This window comes from Staphylococcus haemolyticus (assembly GCF_006094395.1).
Classification (GTDB): domain Bacteria; phylum Bacillota; class Bacilli; order Staphylococcales; family Staphylococcaceae; genus Staphylococcus; species Staphylococcus haemolyticus.
This window is the reverse complement of record NZ_CP035291.1, coordinates 91,616-112,574: the sequence shown is the minus strand read 5'-3', so window position 1 is coordinate 112,574 and position 20,959 is coordinate 91,616. Positions and strand designations below refer to the sequence as shown.

Here is a 20,959-nt window from a genome sequence, read left to right as displayed (position 1 = left end):
GCGAGTTACGTATGTTCACCACGACGGACGCGATCTATAATTTTTTGTAGTCTCTTACGTTTATCTTCCTCATTTTCAACAAAAAAGACAGCACCTTCTCCTTCAATCGCAACCCAAGGTACAATCGCATCAAAATCTAAGTCTTGAATCAATTCGAGACTTTTAATGGATGCTTCTCGGTCACTTGAATTGAGAATGACTGTACGCCATTCCCCATCATCTACACATAAGAAGTCGCCTGTAAAAAGGAAACGATGTTCTCCATTATCCCACAGAAACATCGTCGTTCCTGGCGTATGTCCTGGCGTAGGAATGACCTCTAAATCATCAGCAAGCGTTTCACGTTGTTCAAACTGTCCATCAATTGGCACCGTTCGACTGATTGCTGCTACATCACCACGATGAATCCAAAATGGTATATCTATACTAGGTGTTCCGCCTAAGGATTCATGCTCATGATTCATTAAAACACGTGAAGCACCACCTAATAGTTGAATATCTGTCACTGCTTCATTTAAACCTGGTGAATGATAAATGACTATGTTGCCTTCTGGTCGTTCTAGCACAAATGACTTAATACGGTAGCGTTTATCAAATGGCAAGACTGCCTTTGTTGTTTCATATAATCCTTTCTGAATACGTGTTAATGTGTCTAATTGTTTATTATCCATAAATGGATCACCCTTTTCGCAATTTGATATCTTAAGCTATACCCTTTTTCTTCATCATAAATATGATTAGCACTGACTCTAAACGTCTTTTCACTTAAAAAAAGCGGAACAGCATTCATTATGAATACACTGTCCCGCCCCACCGCATAAGTGACTTTAACTAAAAAACTTGATATAAGTGTCTTTTTATTTCAGTCAGTTACTGCGTATTTGCACTATTAATTAATGTATTATTTATAATCGATTACACGATCAACTGGCATTCTAAATGATGTGTGTGCCTCTTTAGCTTTCTTACCGATGGCAACAATCATGACAGGTACATAACGTTCTAAATCGTAACCAAATGCTTTACCAATTTCTTCATGTTCAAAGCCACCAATTGGATTAGTATCATAACCGTGTTGTTTAGCAACTAACATCAATTGCATAGCAGCTAAACTACTGTCTACTTTAACAATGTCATTCATTGATTGGCGTGTACGATTTTTATAATTTTCTAAAACAATCGGTAACATTTGTTCTTTAACTTCTTGTGGCATGTGACCATTGACAACCGCTTGTTCATAAATATATTCGCCTTCTTCATAGCATTGTAAATCCCCAAAAATGACAATCATTGCTGATGATGTATCATTTTGGTTTGTATTAAATTGAATTAATGGACGCAATTTAGCTTTCGCTTCATCACTTTCAACCACAACAAAACGCCAAGGTTGCATATTCACTGATGAAGGTGCTTTCGTTGCTTTTGCAATCATTTCATTCATTTCTTCATGAGGAATTTTATAATCTGGGTCGAAACCTTTAACTGATTTACGACCTTCTAATATTTCATTAAAATCATTAAGCATGATTAGCCCACTTTCTATCTTTATTCTATAGTTATAATTTAAATGCAATTGACAACTATGTACAATTATATGTTTTTAAAAACTTTATATTTAGACAGTAGGCAGTCTTAATTATAGAGATTATAGCCAAAGAAACGCCTATTTCAAGCATGATTATGACATCATACACCTCTCTTATTTCCACTTACTCCTAATATGAAAATTTGTATAATTCATTGATTAAAAATTAATAAATAGGGTATTATTAATTTTAACAAAAAAATTAATTACATAATTTAACACAATTAATTAACTAATTATAAAGAGTATTCGTAGTCAGTCATAATTTTAAGTCACATATATACTCATGAAGGGGACGAACATTATGGCAGATAAACTGCAAAGGGAATTAAGCAATAGGCATATACAACTTATTGCAATTGGTGGTGCGATTGGTACCGGATTATTCCTAGGTGCAGGTGAATCCATTCACTTAGCAGGTCCATCGATTTTACTTACATATATTATCGTTGGTTTCGTATTATTTATGTTTATGCGAGCAATGGGAGAAATCTTATTGTCTAATCTAGGATTTAAATCATTTGGTGATATTGCCCATCATCATATTGGTCCAATGGCAGGCTTTATGGTAGGTTGGACATACTGGCTAACTTGGATTATTTCAGGTATGGCTGAAGTAACAGCCGTTGCTAAATACGTTGAATTTTGGTATCCAACAATACCTAACTGGTTAACAGTTGCATTTACGATTCTCGTACTTGTAGGTATGAACTTATTTAGCGCCAAATTATTTGGTGAACTTGAATTCTGGTTATCACTAATTAAAGTTATTACGATTATCGCATTAATTGTTGTAGGTATTGTTATGGTCATCTTCGCATTGAAGACTGATTATGGTACAGCAAGTGTAGCGAATATTTGGAGTCATGGTGGATTCTTCCCTAATGGCATATCTGGATTCTTAATGGCATTCCAAATGGCAATCTTCTCATTTATTGGTATTGAGTTAATCGGTATCACTGCAGGGGAAACTAAAAATCCATATAAAACGATTCCTCAAGCAATTAACAATGTACCTTTCCGTATATTAATATTCTACATTGGTTCATTAGCTGTTATTATGTCAGTTGTACCTTGGAATCAATTAGATCCTGCGGAAAGTCCATATGTAAAACTATTTGGTTTAGTTGGTATTCCATTCGCAGCGGGAATCATTAACTTTGTAGTTTTAACAGCAGCTGCATCTTCATGTAATAGTGGTATCTTCGCTAACAGTCGTACATTATTCGGTTTAGCGGGAAGAAAGCAAGGCCCACCATTCTTACATAAGACGAATAAACATGGTGTTCCATATTACGCTATCTTACTTACTTGTGGTTTATTAAGTATTGCGATTATTTTAAACGCAGTATTTAAAGATGCTACAAAGGTATTCGTTCAAATCACAACGTTCTCAACAGTGCTCAATATTATGATTTGGACATGTATTATGATTGCGTATCTAGGTTTCGTGAAGAGAAACCCTGAATTACACAATGATAGTAAATTTAAAATGCCTGGTGGCAAATACATGGCATATGCCATTCTTGTCTTCTTTGCATTTATCTTTATCGTTTTACTTATTAATAGTACGACACGTTTTGCTGTACTATTCGCGCCAGTTTGGGCAATCGTACTTGTCATCATGTATCAAAAGTATCGAAAAGAATCTGAAAAAGCGACAATCGCTATGGAAGATGAAAAAGATTTAGAAAGAGAATTAGAAGATAAATAGATAATAATTAACTCTCTCTAAGTAGCCATGATTTTCAAAGCTTACTTGGAGGGAGTTTTAATTTGTTTATTTTTCTTTTAAACGTCCGTCTTCCATATGAAAGACTTTATCACAGAACTTGGTTAAACGTTCATCATGCGTAACGATAATACACGTTTTATGACGTTGTTTAGATTGTTCTTTTAGGATTTCCATAACTGCCATCGCATTTTCAGTATCGAGCGATGCAGTTGGCTCATCAGCTAAAATAATAGAAGGCTGTGTATAAATTGCCTTAGCAATCGCAACACGTTGTTTTTGTCCTCCTGACACTTCAGAAGGTAATTTGTTCTCTATCTCTTTTAAGCCTAGATCACTCAACAATTTATCATATTCTTCAGTACTTAACACATCTTTTTTATAACTCTTCAATAAATGGAATTGTTGTTTGATTGTTAAGAAGGGAACTAAGTTCGTCGCTTGTAAGATAAAGCCAATTTCTTTCATTCTCATTTTAGCTAATTGCTTCTGACTCATTTTTGAGATTTTCTTATCATTTATATATATTTCACCGGATGTTGGTGTTTGTAACGCTCCAGCCATTGTTAAGAACGTACTCTTACCGGAACCGGAAGGGCCAACAATAGCTATGAGTTCACCTTTTTCAAAAGATAAAGATGTCGGTTTAACTGCTTCAATTGTATGATTACCATCTTGGAATTCTTTAGTCACTTCATCAAATTTTAACATGGTGGCACCTCCTTACCCGATCGCCTTAAGTGGGTCTATTTTTCTAATGGATAATACTGAGAATAAGCTACCAACAAGAGATGTTAGTATTAAAACGATACCAAAGATAATGAGTGTGCCGATATTAAATTGGACAGGTACCGCTTCAGGTAAGACTAAACTTGTCAGTAATGTCAGTATTAAGCCAATCAAAGTACCGATTAAGGCTAATATAAAGGTTTGTGCTAACACCATCTTCATTAAGAACCCATTCGTAAATCCTTGAGCTTTTAGTACTCCGAATAAATTCTTTTTCTGCAACGTGATGACATATAAGAATACGCCAATGACTGTAGCAGAAATAACAAATAAGAATGTAATCATAAAGTTCATTGTTAAGTTTTGTGGTTTGTAGCCTGGTAGGTTCTCTACAAAGTCATCTATTCCTATAACTTCTAAATCTTTATCAACATTTTTATCTTTCCAATTACTGTCTTTTACAACTACTGCATTGGTTTTATCTGATGATAATGCTGGATTAATTTTTTCAATCGTTTTGTCATTTGCGAAAATAACAGGAGAAGCATTATATTTAGCACTTTCTGATACGCCAACGATATGTAGTTTCTCATCAGATTGAGATAACGTGATGGTGTCACCAACCTTGAACCCTTTATCTTTCAATGATTGATCGATCACGACATCATTATCTTTATTAAATTTTTTGCCTTCCTCAATCTTTGGAATCAAGAATGAGTTTGATGTTACGCCAAAGAGTAATGCATTCTCTTCACTCTCTCCATTCGATGCAATAACGCCAATTTGTTTTAACGGTGCCTCTTCTTTAAATTTGCCTTCAACGTCAGACGATTTAAAGACAGATTGTTGAACCGTTTGGTTGGCATCTTTATTTAAAACAATTGCATCTGCTTTCCATTTCTTGATGCCTTCAGTGTTCATATTAATTAAACCACTTGCTAAACCGGATAGTAAAAAGAGTAAGTAACTAATTAATACTAGAATGCCTATAATTAATCCGAATTTAAGCTTGTTGCGTTTAATTTCGTTCCATGCAAGAAACATTTAATTCCCTCCTTTATGTGTATTATTAACAAGTATAGCAATACTTATATTAAAAATTACTATGAATTGACCTAAACTATTTAAATATTAGTCATATTGAACATCATAAGAAAGTTCTACAAATTGGTTATATTGTGTTACGTCTTTTAAATTCAATTGAACTTGATCAGTCATATCATTAAATAAATTAACGCCTTGACCTAGTAATTTAGGGGCAAGTGTTAATCGCATTGATGTTAGAATGTTTAAATTTAATAGCTCGGAAATCAAGGCACCACCGCCTACAATCCATACAAATTCGTCATTTCTAAATCTATCAAATAGTGATGTTAAATCTCCACTATAAAATTCAATATCCCAATCTATCACAACATCCTTCGACGTAATCACTATCACTTTTTTGCCTTCGTATGGATTCTCTTTAACATTATTATCTAATAACCATCTAAACGTATTTCCATCCATAATAACAACGTCTACATTGTCATAGAACTGGGCATAGCCATTATCTCCTTCGCCTTCTACATCTTCTAAAAATTGTACACTTTCATATCGGTCCGCTATGTATCCATCTACTGAAACACCTAAATATGCACAAATATTTGCTGTCATCATTATCCACTCTCATTTCTCTATAATGTAATTTGAACCTACTATACCGATTATTACAAAGAATATAAAGAAAAAGGCGGAACCGAATTCAAATTGAATTCGCGATTCCGCCTAGACAATAAAATGAGTCATAAAATTAGTGAGCTGTTTGACCACCATCAACAAGATAAACTTGAGCAGTCATGAATTTTGCTGAATCAGATGATAAGAATAATACGATGTCAGCAATATCATCAGGTTGTGCTGCTTTAGCCATTGCCACACCTGAAATCATTTGTTGCCATTTTTCATCGTCATCTTTCCAAGCTTTAGTCATATCTGTTTCAGTTAGTCCAGGTGCAACTGCGTTGATATGTACACCATCAGTCGCATGGTCGAAGCCTGCTGATTTTGTCATACCAATCACTGCGTGTTTTGCAGCAATGTATGGTCCCATTTGAGGGTCAGCAATTAATCCAGCAACTGATGCTGTATTAACAATTGTGCCACCGCCATCAAGATTTTTAAAATCTCAATAATAGGGTCATAATAATAATATTAATTATATAAGACTAAATTCACATTAATTATATTCATCTTCGATATCGCCAACGATTTCTTCAAGAATATTTTCTAAAGTAATGATTCCCTTAAAATCAGCGTCATTATAAACTGCTGCGATATGCACTTTTCTCTTTTTCATCATTTCTAGTATGTGTTTCAATGGTGTATTCATTTTAACGTTAATAATTGGATTAACGAATGTCTCTAACTTAGATGGTTGTTCCACGTTGAACAATGATTTTGAATGTATAAAACCAACAATTTGATCATCTTTAACAGCTGGATATCTTGTAAACGCATCTATTTTAATTTGCTGTATAGCATCATCAAAACGTGTATTTAAATTTAACGTTTTAACATGTTCTTCATCAATCATAATATCTTTTGCGACTAAATTATCAAATTTAAATGCTTGGTTAATATGGTGTAATTCACTGTCATTAATTTCGCCACCTTCATGGCTATCGTGAATTAATTGTTTCAACTCTTCCTCAGAATGGAATACTTCACTCTCTTTGGCTGGTTTCATATTGAACATTTTCAATATCAATCGTGCTGCACCATTTAATAACCAAATAAACGGATACATTAATTTATAGAAAAAGATAATCGGTTTCGCAAATAACAACGTAATATATTCTGCCTTTTGGATAGCAATCGTCTTAGGTGCCATCTCACCTACAACAACGTGTAAAAATGTCGCGATAACAAATGCGCCACCAATTGTAAATGGATGTATCCAAGCTTCAGGAATACCAATACTGCTGAATAAAGGATATAATATAAATTCAAATGTAGATTCTCCTACCATACCGATACCTAGTGCGGTAATGGTAATACCTAATTGGCAGGCAGCTAAGTATTCATCAAGATGATCGACAACCTTCTTAGCGGCTATCGCTTTCTTCTCACCTGCATTAGACAATTGTGCAATTCTTGTTTCTCTGACTTTAACAATAGCGAACTCTGTCGCCACGAAAAAAGCCGTTAGGACTAATAATAATATAAAAGTAATAAGACTAAGTGTGGTCCCCAAATATGTTCCTCCAAAATAAAAAATTGTAGACTTGCTACTATACTAATTATATCAATAATATATATAATCAAAATATTTAAATTTTAATTACTTATATAAATAGTACTTAATTCAAAAGGTAAAATTGAGAACCCTTCTTTTTTATCAGTAGTGATTTAAAGCTTCATAATGGAACGATTTAGACTTACCCCATGGCGGTCGGTCTCAAATAGCTGTAACGCATACATACAATGTTCACCCGGAAGATGTTGTTCAAATTCGTCCCAAATCCACATTGCAATATTTTCAGCAGTCGTATTCATATCAGGCAACGTTTCATTAATGAGTTGATGATTTAATTTAGGTTCAATCACTTTATTATAAATCGCATCTACTTCATTAAAATCTAATCCAAAACCATAATCACCAATTGGTGAAAGTACGTCTACATACAAGCGATATGAATGATTATGCAAATCTCGAAATATATCTTCACTAAAATAAATTCGATTATCACACTTGAAATCATATTGTTGTTTTAACACAGTTCGGCCCTCTCTATATTTAAATTGATTGGGTGGTTGGATATGATTAAAGCGATTAGACATGATTTCTTCCTCCTTAAATTATCTATTCACTATTTCAGGTTTTTTCCACAGTTTATCCACATTATCCTTTGATAGTTCACCTGCATTAAATTGAGCTAAATGACTATCATAGGTATCTATCTTATATTTCAATAAATTTCTAGCTTTGTGCATTACTTCTAATTTAGCATCTAGTTCACTTAATTGTTCATTAAGTATCTCTTTTTGACGTTGCTGCGTGTCTTCATTTGAAGGTAATTGCCCTAGTTTACAAAACTCTAAAAGTAATTCAATTTTCACACCAGCAAGACGTAAGTTTTTTACTAAATATATCCAGTTCAAGTCGTTTGTTCTATAATCACGATAGCCATTTTGATTTCGTTCAACTGGTGGTATAGCGCCCACTTTCTCATAATATCTCAATGTATCTTGAGATAATCCCATAAATTCTACAACTTCTTTCGTATTCATAGCACATTCACTCCTTATCGTTCCCTATGTTATACCATAATTTAAAAATTTTAGTCATTTGAAATTTTTAAAAATTAGTACTTGCTATGGAGTTCACTCCATAGTTTAGACTATTACTATTCTTCTAAAGGGACGTGTCAATATGTTTAAAAAGAAAAATCAAATTATACTCTTCATCATTTTATTTAGTTATTTTTTAATATTAATGGATAACTCAATCATATTTACAAGTACTGTCAAGATCGCTCAAAGCCTACACATGGATAAAGCGTCCTTATCTTGGGTATCAAATGCTTATACAATTACATTCGGTGGTTTCTTATTGTTAGCGGGTAGACTAGGTGATTTATTAGGGCGCAAACGTATATTTTTAAGTGGTTTAGTGTTATTTGGGATATCAAGTTTATGTATCGGGCTTGCACAAAATAGTATACAAATTATTACTTTTAGAGCAATACAAGGTATTGGTTCGGCGATTATTGCACCTACAACACTCGCTTTACTTATGGACCATTTCGAAGGTAAGGAAAGAAGTAAAGCCATTAGTTACTACGGCGCCACTGCTGGTATTGGTTCAAGCATTGGTTTACTCCTCGGTGGTTGGTTAACAAGTACAATCAGTTGGCGTTCTGGCTTCCTGATTAATGTCCCTTTCACTATTATTTTAATTATCTTGACGTTGCTTTTTGTAAAATCTACAACGGTTCATCGTGTACGAATTGACTTTATTGGTGCAATACTTTCAGTTATTGCGATAATGACACTCGTATATGGCATGACAAATGAATCTATCATTGCAGTCATTATTGGGTTCATTTTATTAATTATATTCGTAATATTTGAACGCAAATTACCATTTGCATTAATGCCAATGTCATTATTTAAGAATAAGGTGCGCACAGGCGCTTATGTCGGTCGTTTTATATTTATGATGGCAATGTTATCTTATTGGTTTATCTTGCCACAAATGATGCAACATTTATATCATTACACACCGTTACAAGCTGGTATAGCTTTCTTACCTTTAACCATTATTAATTTTATTGCGGCATTGTATCTTCCTTACTTTACTGAAAAATTAGGCAATACGAACGTGTTATTACTCGGCCAAATTATACTGACTTTAGGACTAATTGTTACAACTAGTTTGAATCCGTTACATGGATATTGGCTAGCGATAGGTATCCCCATGTTACTCGTAGGTCTAGGTCAAGGTTGGCTACTGGCTCCTATTACAAGTGCCGGCATTCACGAAGTAGATGCTAGTTTATCAGGTGCCGCAAGCGGAATGACTAATACCATGCACCAATTAGGTGGTCCAATCGGCTTATCAATTATCGTCTTTTTCACATCAAATATAACGCATATTATTCATTATTATCACGTTGTGATGTGGTTAATTGTTATTTATATGATTATCGGCTTCATTGTGTTATGGATGACTCAACGCCAAACTAAATCAATTTAAATGAAAAAAGGAGAAGGATAGATATTTATTAAATTCATAGTCCAATGCTCCTTTTTATAGTCGTTATTAAATAACAATCTCACTTTGACCTAAACTTAAAACTCACTTTCACTCATTCCAAAAGCTTCTAATTTTCTCTACATCTTCAAGTGCTTGAGCTTCTCCAGCTTTGAAAATGTCAGGTCGAATTGATGGATCTACTGTATTACCGCCTAGTTCATTTAATTTATCAAATACTGCTTTACTAGGTGTAATTAATTTGACTTTAGCGCCACTTTCTTCAAGTTCTTTAATGGCATCTTCTAATTTATATGGTGTTGAAATAGGAAGATTCGTTGCAAGAATAAGTACTTTCTTAGCACCTTTAGCTAAATCTGCATTCTCCATGGAATGACATCCACCATCAAAATGTTTGTCACCCTCAATCGTCGTAGCCGGCCAAACACCTGGTAACGAACCACTTGAAGCCATAGCTCTATGCAAGTTCACTTGACTATCAGACGTTAGTGCGACACGCTCTGCCTTACGCGCATTAATAGCAGTAATCATCAAATTAGATGGCCATTCAATGCCTTTAATTCTATGTTCTAAGCGAGTGATATGCACGCTCTCATTAAATTTATGATCTTCTAGTGCATAGACACTATAATTCTCAATCCATTCTTTAGGTGACTTCGAATGCTCTTGTATTTGAGCATATCTTTCAAAGATACCTGACATGTCTTTAACTGGCGGCGTTTCATTTGATTTAGGTGCAATTTGCTCATCATAAATGACATCAAAACTCTTGTCAGATGTTAAACCTGTAGCAGCTTGTGCGCCACCTGATGTACCTATCATTAAATCTGCATGACGAACATCTATACCTTGATTAGATAATGTTAACAGATAGCCTAACTCCCAACCTATGGCTAGCGAACCACCACCGCCAAGTACAATTGCATGTTCTAAACTGTCTTTTTTATTCATATTACATATCTCCTTTAGTCAATTACATTGAATATAATCTCTTTTTATTCATATTACAAAAAAGAAGTCTAAGACAACCATTATAGTTGTCCTAGACCGATAATTCATATTAATCTAAATAATTTTCAGCATGCTCAAGACCGAAATGTTCATCTTTAGCTTTTTCTTTTTCGTATTCTTCTTGAGAGATTTGTGTAATACTCTCAACTGCATAACTTACTTTTTTCGCGAATTGTTCAACTTCTTCTTCATTTTTAGCCAATACAAATACTGTTAAGATATTATCATCAACAATATCTTTATAATGTTGATAACGTAATTTATAAATATTCATGTGACAATCCCCCTATAAATTAAAAACCTCATGCCGTTTCATTTTTCATGAAAGGTTTAATTAGTAAAATATGCCCTATTTTTATTACTTCCAAACTTCTATATTGCTTACGATTTAAAAAATTCTTAATCAAACCAAGTATTTCAACATGTTCTTATTTATATGCATTAAATCTATAGCTTATTACACTAAATATGAAACCTAGTATAAGTAATATCATTGCGAAGGTTAACGCCAACTGATAATTATTTGAGTCTCCGATGAGTACTCCGGCAATCATTGGCGCTATCATTTGTCCGACACTATAAATGACTGTTAATAACGATACAAGATTTAACTTTTGATTTGTATGATACATAAGTTCTTGGCTTTTCGACATAAATAATGTTGTTAAACCTAAGAAGGTTGCACCAAATAGCATCGAAGCAACGATTAATCCTAGCATATGATGTGAAAAGATAGGCAAGCCTACACTAATAATTTGTAATATTAATGCACTATATATCGCCTTTTTGTACCCAAACTTTTCAGCAAATAATGACCAAATTAACGTGGCCGGCATAGCGCCTAGTCCTACAAACATCCAACTTAATGCAGCGTAATCTGCGTATGCAGGTATAGTCTTAATAAGTGCGACTAAAAATGTTCCTGTAACAATATAGCCTGCTCCCTCAAAAAAATAGGCAATCGAGAATGGAATAATAAATGCGCGATTTAATGCCTTTCCTTGATTCTGATTTGATGACGCTGAATGTTTAGAAATTGAAGGGTTGTCCTTCATGCTAGTTAATATAATGATACCTGCCATTAAAGCCACAACACCTAATATAATCCATGTTGCTTTCCAAGTCTGAGCTTGTGTATAAAGAAATATAAAAATACTACTAGAAAATATTCCTATTCCTACTGCACTATATAAAATTCCCGAAATACTCTGTTTATTAGCCATTCTTAATGCTTCTAACGCCACATTTGATGCTACAACAAAGATCGTACCACTCGTTATGCCGGCAATTATTCGCAGAACTGACCAGATAAGAAAATGCTCTGAAAATCCCATTAAAATAACAGAAATCACATTAATCATGACATACAACTTTAAATCAAAGACTTTAGATTTTATCGTAATAAACATAGGTATGATAGCACCCATTAGATAACCTAAATAATTGAATGTCGCTAACAGACCTGCATTTTGGTTATTCATCGAGGTATCTTGTTGCATAAATGGCAAAATTGGCGTATATGCAAAGCGGCTAATTGACATTGCAATCATTAATGCCAGCATGCTTAATACCAATTGTTTATAAGCTTGTTTAGGTATCATAAAAAACCTCCCGTCCAGTATGTACCATTAAGTATATACCTTATCAGGAGGTTTGACTCTAATTATTCAATTGTTCGAGTTGTAACTGAACGCCTTTAAAGCGACTCAAGACGTACGCATCATGTGAAATAATGATTAATTGCGTTTGCTTTAATGCGATTAACATTTGAAGTATTTCTTCCTCGTTAATCACATCTAAGTTTGTCGTTGCTTCATCTAATATCAATATCTCTGGTTCTAGAATAAGTGCCTTCGCTATCCAGACACGTTGAAATTGCCCACCACTTAGCGTTGAAATGCTTTGATTGAGTATGCTTTGTGGTAACTTGCATTGTCTAAGCACCGCTTCTATTCTTGATGTGTAACTCTGCTTATCAAATTTGTAATTCTTAAGTGGTTCTAATAACGTAGATAATACGGTTTTACGCTGATTTAATGTGTCACGTTGATACTGAGGCACATATTGAATGTGTTTCATCCATTCTTTTGCCGTATATGACTTACGTAATTGGCCATTAAAGTATAAGTCACCTTGATAATTCATATCTAATCCGGCGATAATCTTGGTTAACGTAGACTTACCGCAGCCACTTTCACCACTTATAAGTAAATGTTGGTCATTAATTGCACATGATATATCTTTGAAGATAAGTTTCCCATCAATGTATTTAGTTAATCTTTCAATTTTAAGCATAGGCCTGTCTCCGATGTGCGATAGCAATTAAATTTTTCGTATAGCTATGTGTGGGGTTAGCTAAAATAGATGATGCTTCACCACTTTCAATCAATTGACCTTGCTGCATAATACTAATATGAGTGGCATAATCCTTAACTAAGTTAATATCATGTGTAATAAAGACAATTGTCATTTGATAATGTTCCTGTGCCTTAATCAAATAGTGCATAAACTTTTTAACATTCTCTTGATCTAGCGCACTCGTCGGTTCATCTAAAAATAAGTAGTCCGGACGTCTAATTAATGACATTATAAAGGCTACACGTTGTGCCATACCCCCACTAAGTTCAAAGGGATATCGTTTAAGTAATTGTTCACCTTGATTTAAACCGAGTAATTGCATTTTATCTAAGACGTCTTCCTTGATATCTTGTTTAGATAGTTGTGAATGGTTAGCTTCATAAATATATTGGAAATGTTTAGCCAAGGTCACGTTTTGAAACATATTACTTTGAACATCTTGAAAAACGGCATCCGTCTTATTTAAATCAATCTTGATATCTCCTTGATAGCTTAGTTGTGATGGCTTCATTCCAAGAATAGTTCTCGTCAATAATGACTTCCCACTACCACTCTCACCTATAATGCAATGAAATGCCCCTTTAGTTATTGTCAAATTAACATCGTTTAACAATGACCGATTATGATCTAAGATGGATAATTGATTGACTTTAACTACAGTATTCATTGCGTTATTTTTTTGTTGATCATTTGACATAATAAGGCGAAACCTCCTAACAGTACACCAGGGAAGAAGAAGAGCCAAGGTGCACCATTGAAATAACTTTTCCCGTCAAAGAGAATGGTTCCTAACTCAGGCGTCGGTGATTTAATACCCAGGCCTAAAAAGGCAAGTCCAGATATACTTAGCATCATTTTGCCAAAGTCAGCCGTGACCAAAGCAAATATATTACTTAGTAAATGCGGAATCACGTGCGTCACTGTCGTTTTAAACGTTGAGTTACCACTTAGTCTTGCATAACTGACAAAGGGACGCTTTTGAATATCTCGTGTTAAATTTCTGAAATAACGTAAATAACGGCCTATCCATCCAATTGTTAAAGCAAGTATCAAACCTAGCATTGAATTACTTACTAAGCTTAAGATGACTAATGCAATAATAAATGAAGGAATTGCCAATAGCATATCGGCAATAAACATGATGATTTGGTCTAACCATTTTCTTTCTATACCTGCAATTAACCCAAAGACCAGTCCAATACAAACACTTAATAGAATTACCACGCTAGTTAAGCTTAATGTGACTAGACTACCTACAATCAGTCTGACTAAGAAATCTCTGCCTAGTTGATCCGTGCCTAACCAATGTTGGCTATTAGGTGATTGGAGTGGATCCAAGTTTTGTGTGTCTTGCATAAAGCAATATACAATTAGCACAAACATCACACTTAATATTGCACTTATGGCGATGTAAGTTTGATATTTTTTCATCACGACACACCTCTTTTCTCATGGGCTTGGCGTTTGGTATGTCGTCGTCGAAGTCTAGGTTCATTGTTTAAAATGATAATGTCGCCTAAATAATTAATGAACATAATTAAGACGATAATAAAGACCACAATGCCTTGAATAAGTGGATAATCTCGTTGATTGATAGCATTAATTAATAATTTCCCTATACCAGACATGCTGAAGATTACTTCAAGTATGACTACTTTTCCTATTAAATGAATCACACTGTTAATTGAAATGGTCATGAGTGGTGCAAATATCTCTTTAATCTGGACAATGATACGCGCCTTTAATGAGTAATGTCTTAACTGAGCAAGTTGATACGCATCGTTATCTAATGTTTGCGCAATAAGGTGCGATGTCATCAATAAGATATGACATCCTTCTATAACAACAATGGTGAAGATGGGTAGCACGAAATGTTGCCAGGAATCGCTACCTACAAAAGGTAGCAACTGCCAACGTACTCCTAAATAATATATAAACAAAATGGCTAACCAATATTCCGGCATAGAAGTCATCACTTGAGCGAATCCACGAATACCATTCGCGTATCGAGTATGTGGGCGCGTCCCAATAAAATAACCAACCATATAACCAAATGGCAACATGATACAACTTGAAACAACGATTAATATTAATGTTGGAATGACGGCCTCCATAATCATAGTTGTTACTGGCTCATTTGTACTAAAACTGTATCCCAAGTTACCAGTAAGTGCATGTCCAACCCAATCGATATATCTTAATAGAAAATGTTGGCCCAAACCAAGTTTATGTTGTGCTGCTTCAATATTTTCCTGGGTAATCGACGTATAACCATGACGTTGTAAGTATAGTATCGCTGGATTACCTGATGTCTTCTCGACTAAAACGAATATAATAAACGAACTCACGATTAAGTAAAGTATTAATTTTATTGTTCGTTTAAGCATTGTTACTCATTAACTTTCAACGCTTTATAATCAATAGGAGCATCAGTAAGTCCAGAGAATTTGAATTGCTTCACTTTATCACTAACGACAAAGCTTTCATTTGGATAAGCAATAGGCACACCATAATATTGTTGATTAAAGTGTTTAAATATTTCATCAAATGAACGCTGTTGTTCTTTTTTAGATACAGTTGTTGGGAAATCATCTAGCTGCTGAGTCAATGTTTTATCATTAGCTAATACACCTGACTTACCATCATTATTTTTAAATACTGAACTCATGAAATTATAAGGCATTAAGGCATCTGAATACGTTCTATAGAAGATGAGGTCATAATCTTTTTTCGTCCATAACGTATCATAGTATGATTGTGAATCTAACGTTTTCACATTTAACTTAATGCCAGCTTTTTTAAGTTGACGTTGCACTTTTTCCGCTTTATCTTTCCAACTTGGGAATTCTGCAGTTTGAATAACCAAATTAAACGTTAATGGTTTACCGGTTTTTTCAAAAATACCGTCACTGTTCTTGTGATAACCTGCTTCTTTAAGTAACTTCTCAGCCTCTTTTACATCATAGTCGTGTGCCTGTTGATTATCTTTGTTTACAAATTGCACGTTCTTCTGGAATAAACCATTTACAGATTTACCCGCAATATCTTTTGTATCGATGCTCTTACTAATGGCTTCACGGATTGTACGTTGTTTTAATACATCATTATCCGGATTAAATGCCATGAAATGACTTACTGTACTTGGCTTATCTTCAACAGTTAAGTTTTTATTTTTCTTGTCTTGCTTAATTTGCTGATCTGACAGCATTCCTAAAGCACCACCAGAAATATCAACAGAACCACTTTGTACTGCTGAGTTTCTTGAATCTCCATCTTCAATCGTTTGGAACGCAAGATTGTAGTTTACGGGATGGCTATGGTTGAAATATTTATTTGGCTTCATTGTCGTTTTTTCTTTGCCAGTTTTATCAACGACAAAGGCACCTGTTCCAATCGCTTTTTCAAATTTGCCATTTACTTTACCATTTTCAACGGAATGTGGACTCATAATACGTAACGGTCTCACCTGTGTTAATTCATTCAACACTTGATTTGATGGTGACTTCAATCTAATTTGGACAACATGATCACTTTTAACAACAACCTTATCCAATTTTTTTAACGTTTCTACAGTCGTATCTTTGTTCATCGCTTTCGCACGCTCAATTGAGAATTTCACTGCTTTAGCATCTAAAGCTGAGCCATCTGAGAATTTAACGTTCTTTTTTAAATGGAATTCATAGACTTTTCCTGATTCATCAAAATGCCATTTTTCTGCTAAGCCAGCTTTCACACCTTTGTCTTTATCGTATTTAACTAATGCATCATATACTGCACTATAGACTGGCATTGCGGCGTCATAACCTTGTGCGTCAAGTTTATCTGCTTTCGCTCCAGTAGGTAGCGATACTGTGATATTTTTATCTTCTTTTTGGTCATTCCCACAACCTGCTAATAAGAGCGTTGCGCTTGCTGCCATTGTAATTAATACACGTTTTTTCATTTCCCAATACCTTCTTTCACGCTTGCTTTAATTAAAAATGATTCCTCATAAAGTGTTTGTAGATAATCATTTGGTGATAGATAAAAATCACTATAATGTGTTAAATCAATCACGTCAGGCACAGGTTCTTTCATTACTGCAACTTCAAACCCTGCATCAACAAAACTATCAACGATATGTTTTAAAGAATGGTTCTGAGAAGGTGTTGCGCCGTATTGATTAATCGTGTCATCCATAAATTGACGACTAGGATTATTGGTTAAATCGGCGAATGAAGCATAGTAAACGCCTCCCGGTTTCAACACTTCTTTTAAATCTTGTGCATGTTGTGGAATGTCTTCGATTAAGTACAGGACAGATGTACTTACAGCAGTATCAAATGTTCTATTTGTCTCTTGTGGTTTATCGGTTAAATAATATGTAAGTGGACGTTCACCTTTTAAAGTTTCGGCCTTTTCTAAAGATAAACGTGCTAAATCTATACCGACACCTTCTTTAAATGGCGTTGTGTCATATAATTTTCTTAAAAATCCGCCTTGATTACATCCCACATCTAAGATTGTCTTCCCTTTGATATCCGATGTATCAAGCATTTCTATAGTTCTCTCCCAAGCTTCTTGATGGTCACGCGCCATATCATCATCTGATTCTTGGCCTTTTTGCCACCAAACATCATAACTCTTAGTCATCTAATTCTCCTCGCTCGTTTTAAATCGTAATAATTACGTTTTAGATAGTACTACACTATGTACAATTACACAATAAGAATTTTAAAAGTTATGATTGAATGCAAAAAAATAAGCTATGGGAGCGAGACAGAAACAATTTTTTTCAAAATTTATTTCGTCCCACCCTAGCCTGCTTAGCTTGTAGAATTTCTTTTTGAAATTCTCTTTGCCGGGGCCCCATCTGGCAGGTAAGGTTGACTAGAATTAAAAAGATGCTTGTTACAAGTGCATTTTAATTCAGTCAACTACTGCCAATATATATTTTTAGCCTGAGACATTGATTTATGTCCCAGGCTTACATGTTATTACTTAATATTTATTGTGTTTGAGTTTGTCTACGAGAACGAATTAAATAAACGATAAGTCCTACTACAAATCCTATGATTGCCGGAACAATCCAACCCATTCCAATTGTGAAGAACGGTAAATAACGTTCAGCGAAACTTATTAATGCTTGTGCAAATGATGTCTTTGCAAAGAATTCTGGGCTTGCGTTTACACCATCAAAGAACGCTGCAAACATTGTAAAGAACGTTGTAAATTTATAAACAATTGTTGAATGATTAAATAATGGACTGACAAGCGTTAATAAAATCAGTGTAATCGCTAACGGATAGATAAACATCAATACTGGCGTTGAATACATAATAATTTTAGTTAACCCGACATTAGCGAAGATACAAGCGAGTAACGCTACACCTGTTGCTAACCAAAGGTAATTCATTTTCGGGAATAGTTCTGTAAATGTCTCTGAAAATGCAGTAATTAAACCAATTGCCGTCTTCAAACATGCGACAATAATGATTAGAGATAAAATGATAATACCGTAATCTCCAAGATAATGCTGCGCAATTTGAGCCAGTGCGATACCACCATTTTCACTCACTTTAAAATGACCTAAACTCATCGTACCCATTAAAGCGAGCAATGTATAAATAACACCCATGCCTACGATGCTTATAAAACCTGACTTGAAAGTTTCTTTAGCGATCCCATTTGGATTAGTAATACCTAATTTCTTAATTGTTGTCACAATGATAATACCGAAAGCGAGTGATGCAAGTGCATCTAGCGTATTATAACCGTCTATAAACCCTTTCAATAAGACACTATCACTATAATTTGCGCTTACTGGTGCATGACTAATACCGCCCATTGGTTTAATAAATGCTAAGACAACTACGATACCTAGTAATACTAAAAATACTGGATTTAAGAATTTACCTATGTAATCTAAAATTTTAGATGGCTTTCTTGAGAAAAACCATGCTATAAGAAAGAATAAAATACTAAATATCGGTAATACAACTTTTCCAGTACCTGCCGAAATAAATGGTGAAAATGCAATTTCATACGATGTTGTTGCAAGCCTCGGTAAAGCAAAGAATGGTCCAATTACTAAATATAAGGCAATCGTAAATGCGTACGCATACCCTTTACTCACTCGAGATGAAATATCGAAGACGCCATTTGTTTTGGAGATACCAATCGCTACTATACCTAGAAAAGGTAGCCCAATGGCTGTAATTAGAAAACCTAAATTCGCAAGCCAAACATTCTCACCTGCTGTTTGTCCAAGATGAATAGGAAAGATTAAATTTCCTGCACCAAAGAATAAGCCAAACAACATCGAACCAATAAATATATTTTCTTTGATTGATAGTTTTTGTTTCATCATGTGTTATATCTCTCCTATCATATGTTTACTAGCTATTATACATAAATTTAGTGTCGATTTGTTCAAAATATTCAATAAATTTAAATCATCAACAATTTGAGTTGTTCTTTCATAAAAAAGACACCTCGCAACAGAGCGTTAACTTACTTTAACGCAATGTGCAAGGTGTTAAAGTCATTTTAAGTGTTGCCTTTAAAATATTATTGCTTTACTATGTCGTGAGTTTAAGCTTTTCGAATTTGCCAATGATATGGATCTTCTAATTGATTCCAGTCGCTATCAATTTCATCACCATTGACTAAGCACTGGTCTAATTCTTTCACAATTTTTTCTTGATCTAATTCAGTACCTATAATCACAAATTGTGTATTTCTGTCACCATATTCTATGTCCCAACTTTGCGCAACATCAGGTCGCTGATTTAAAATTTGTTCTCGTTGTTCTTTGGACATCGCAGCTACCCAATAGGTTACCGGACTAATATTACAAGATGAACCTGCTTGTGATAGTAGACATGCAACTTGATTATATTGTGCCAACCAGACGATACCTTTTGCACGGACAATATTATTAGGCATTTGCTCTAACCAATCGTTGAAACGTTTCGCGTGAAACGGTAATCGTCTTGAATAAACGAAAGAACCAATCCCATACTCTTCTGTTTCAGGTGTATGTTCCGCGTGACCACCTTCAGTTAATTCTTTTATCCATCCTGCAGAGTTACTCGCTTGTTCAAAGTCAAAGCGACCTGTATCTAATACTTCGTTAATATCAACTTCGGCGTTTGTTGTTTTAATTAGATGTGCATCTGGTTGTAACTTTCTTAAGATATTTTCTAATTTTGTTAATTCTGCTTCGGTTACTAAATCTGTCTTATTTAGCACTAAAACATCACAGAATTCCACTTGATCAATAAGTAAATCAGCAATTGAGCGCTCATCTGTTTGATCTGCACCTTGATCACGATCCACAAGTAAATCCTCGGAATTAATGTCATTAATAAATCGATTAGCATCCACAACGGTTACCATCGTATCGAGTTTACAGATTGACGTTAAATCGATACCTAATGCTTCGTCAATATAAGAGAATGTTTGAGCCACAGGTACCGGTTCAGATATACCTGTAGATTCAATCACGATATAATCAATATTCCCCTTTTCTACTAAGCGCTCAACTTCTTGTAATAAATCGTCCCTTAACGTACAGCAAATACAACCATTTGACAGTTCTACTAGTTTTTTATCCGTTCTTGATAGTCCACCCCCATCTGCAACTAAGTCTTTATCAATATTGACCTCGCTCATATCATTAACAATAACCGCAATTCGACGACCTTCCCGATTATTTAAAATGTGGTTAAGTAATGTTGTTTTACCTGATCCAAGGTAACCACTCAATACCGTTACAGGTATCTTGCCCATAAAATCATACCTT

General features: G+C 34.5%; 22 protein-coding genes. 2 read left to right on the top strand and 20 right to left on the bottom strand.

What is annotated here, in order from left to right; all coding sequences use genetic code 11:
* Positions 1-5 precede the first annotated feature (5 nt).
* Positions 6-671, bottom strand: a complete 666-nt coding sequence (locus EQ029_RS00510) for an MBL fold metallo-hydrolase (protein ID WP_037558271.1) — start codon at positions 669-671, stop codon at positions 6-8.
* Between the two features lie 230 nt (positions 672-901).
* Positions 902-1,525 carry a nitroreductase family protein gene (locus tag EQ029_RS00505; RefSeq protein ID WP_037550884.1) on the bottom strand — a complete coding sequence of 208 codons (624 nt, stop codon included), beginning with the start codon at positions 1,523-1,525 and terminating at the stop codon, positions 902-904.
* A 364-nt stretch (positions 1,526-1,889) separates the two neighbouring features.
* Between EQ029_RS00505 and EQ029_RS00500 the strand changes: the two genes are divergently transcribed.
* The gene (locus tag EQ029_RS00500) at positions 1,890-3,299 is read left to right on the top strand and encodes an amino acid permease (RefSeq protein ID WP_053021352.1); all 1,410 of its coding nucleotides are present in this window, start codon (positions 1,890-1,892) and stop codon (positions 3,297-3,299) included.
* A gap of 66 nt (positions 3,300-3,365) precedes the next feature.
* Here the strand turns inward: EQ029_RS00500 and EQ029_RS00495 are convergent, their stop codons facing one another.
* The 7 genes from EQ029_RS00495 to EQ029_RS00465 form a co-directional block, all read right to left on the bottom strand.
* Positions 3,366-4,028: an ABC transporter ATP-binding protein gene (locus EQ029_RS00495; RefSeq protein WP_011274491.1), complete on the bottom strand. Its 663-nt coding sequence runs from the start codon at positions 4,026-4,028 to the stop codon at positions 3,366-3,368.
* 12 nt (positions 4,029-4,040) lie between these two features.
* On the bottom strand, positions 4,041-5,090 hold the full coding sequence (locus tag EQ029_RS00490) for an ABC transporter permease (protein WP_016930515.1): 1,050 nt from the start codon (positions 5,088-5,090) through the stop codon (positions 4,041-4,043).
* Positions 5,091-5,177: 87 nt separating this feature from the next.
* The gene (locus tag EQ029_RS00485; RefSeq protein ID WP_230197425.1) at positions 5,178-5,705 is read right to left on the bottom strand and encodes a dihydrofolate reductase family protein; all 528 of its coding nucleotides are present in this window, start codon (positions 5,703-5,705) and stop codon (positions 5,178-5,180) included.
* A gap of 133 nt (positions 5,706-5,838) precedes the next feature.
* Positions 5,839-6,183, bottom strand: a complete 345-nt coding sequence (locus tag EQ029_RS00480) for an SDR family NAD(P)-dependent oxidoreductase (protein WP_080366778.1) — start codon at positions 6,181-6,183, stop codon at positions 5,839-5,841.
* An 81-nt stretch (positions 6,184-6,264) separates the two neighbouring features.
* A complete protein-coding gene (locus EQ029_RS00475; protein WP_053021354.1) occupies positions 6,265-7,281 on the bottom strand; it encodes a hemolysin family protein in 1,017 nt (338 codons plus the stop codon).
* 155 nt (positions 7,282-7,436) lie between these two features.
* On the bottom strand, positions 7,437-7,868 hold the full coding sequence (locus tag EQ029_RS00470) for a 6-pyruvoyl trahydropterin synthase family protein (protein ID WP_053021355.1): 432 nt from the start codon (positions 7,866-7,868) through the stop codon (positions 7,437-7,439).
* Between the two features lie 18 nt (positions 7,869-7,886).
* On the bottom strand, positions 7,887-8,318 hold the full coding sequence (locus EQ029_RS00465; RefSeq protein WP_053021356.1) for a MerR family transcriptional regulator: 432 nt from the start codon (positions 8,316-8,318) through the stop codon (positions 7,887-7,889).
* A 142-nt stretch (positions 8,319-8,460) separates the two neighbouring features.
* Between EQ029_RS00465 and EQ029_RS00460 the strand changes: the two genes are divergently transcribed.
* Positions 8,461-9,786: an MFS transporter gene (locus EQ029_RS00460; protein WP_053024125.1), complete on the top strand. Its 1,326-nt coding sequence runs from the start codon at positions 8,461-8,463 to the stop codon at positions 9,784-9,786.
* Positions 9,787-9,894: 108 nt separating this feature from the next.
* Here EQ029_RS00460 and EQ029_RS00455 read toward each other — a convergent pair whose 3' ends face one another.
* The 11 genes from EQ029_RS00455 to EQ029_RS00405 all read right to left on the bottom strand — a co-directional run bounded on the left by EQ029_RS00455 (position 9,895) and on the right by EQ029_RS00405 (position 20,946).
* The gene (locus EQ029_RS00455; RefSeq protein WP_016930506.1) at positions 9,895-10,755 is read right to left on the bottom strand and encodes a patatin-like phospholipase family protein; all 861 of its coding nucleotides are present in this window, start codon (positions 10,753-10,755) and stop codon (positions 9,895-9,897) included.
* Between the two features lie 109 nt (positions 10,756-10,864).
* On the bottom strand, positions 10,865-11,089 hold the full coding sequence (locus EQ029_RS00450; RefSeq protein WP_011274482.1) for a hypothetical protein: 225 nt from the start codon (positions 11,087-11,089) through the stop codon (positions 10,865-10,867).
* A gap of 154 nt (positions 11,090-11,243) precedes the next feature.
* On the bottom strand, positions 11,244-12,416 hold the full coding sequence (locus EQ029_RS00445) for a YbfB/YjiJ family MFS transporter (RefSeq protein WP_016930505.1): 1,173 nt from the start codon (positions 12,414-12,416) through the stop codon (positions 11,244-11,246).
* 58 nt (positions 12,417-12,474) lie between these two features.
* A complete protein-coding gene (locus EQ029_RS00440; protein WP_016930504.1) occupies positions 12,475-13,110 on the bottom strand; it encodes an ABC transporter ATP-binding protein in 636 nt (211 codons plus the stop codon).
* Positions 13,103-13,870, bottom strand: coding sequence for an ATP-binding cassette domain-containing protein (locus EQ029_RS00435; RefSeq protein WP_011274479.1), 768 nt, complete (start codon positions 13,868-13,870; stop codon positions 13,103-13,105). Before EQ029_RS00435 ends, EQ029_RS00440 begins: the two co-directional genes overlap by 8 nt.
* Entirely contained in the window at positions 13,837-14,604 is a 768-nt protein-coding gene (locus EQ029_RS00430; RefSeq protein WP_057504679.1) for an ABC transporter permease, read from the bottom strand. Before EQ029_RS00430 ends, EQ029_RS00435 begins: the two co-directional genes overlap by 34 nt.
* Positions 14,604-15,560, bottom strand: a complete 957-nt coding sequence (locus EQ029_RS00425) for an ABC transporter permease (protein ID WP_016930503.1) — start codon at positions 15,558-15,560, stop codon at positions 14,604-14,606. The genes EQ029_RS00430 and EQ029_RS00425 overlap by 1 nt, the downstream gene beginning before the upstream one ends.
* 2 nt (positions 15,561-15,562) lie before the next feature.
* Positions 15,563-17,116, bottom strand: a complete 1,554-nt coding sequence (locus tag EQ029_RS00420) for an ABC transporter substrate-binding protein (RefSeq protein WP_057504678.1) — start codon at positions 17,114-17,116, stop codon at positions 15,563-15,565.
* Positions 17,113-17,805, bottom strand: coding sequence for a class I SAM-dependent methyltransferase (locus EQ029_RS00415; RefSeq protein ID WP_011274475.1), 693 nt, complete (start codon positions 17,803-17,805; stop codon positions 17,113-17,115). The genes EQ029_RS00420 and EQ029_RS00415 overlap by 4 nt, the downstream gene beginning before the upstream one ends.
* 355 nt (positions 17,806-18,160) lie before the next feature.
* Positions 18,161-19,522, bottom strand: a complete 1,362-nt coding sequence (gene brnQ, locus EQ029_RS00410) for a branched-chain amino acid transport system II carrier protein (RefSeq protein ID WP_037537419.1) — start codon at positions 19,520-19,522, stop codon at positions 18,161-18,163.
* Positions 19,523-19,746: 224 nt separating this feature from the next.
* A complete protein-coding gene (locus tag EQ029_RS00405) occupies positions 19,747-20,946 on the bottom strand; it encodes a GTP-binding protein (RefSeq protein WP_057504677.1) in 1,200 nt (399 codons plus the stop codon).
* Positions 20,947-20,959: the final 13 nt, after the last annotated feature.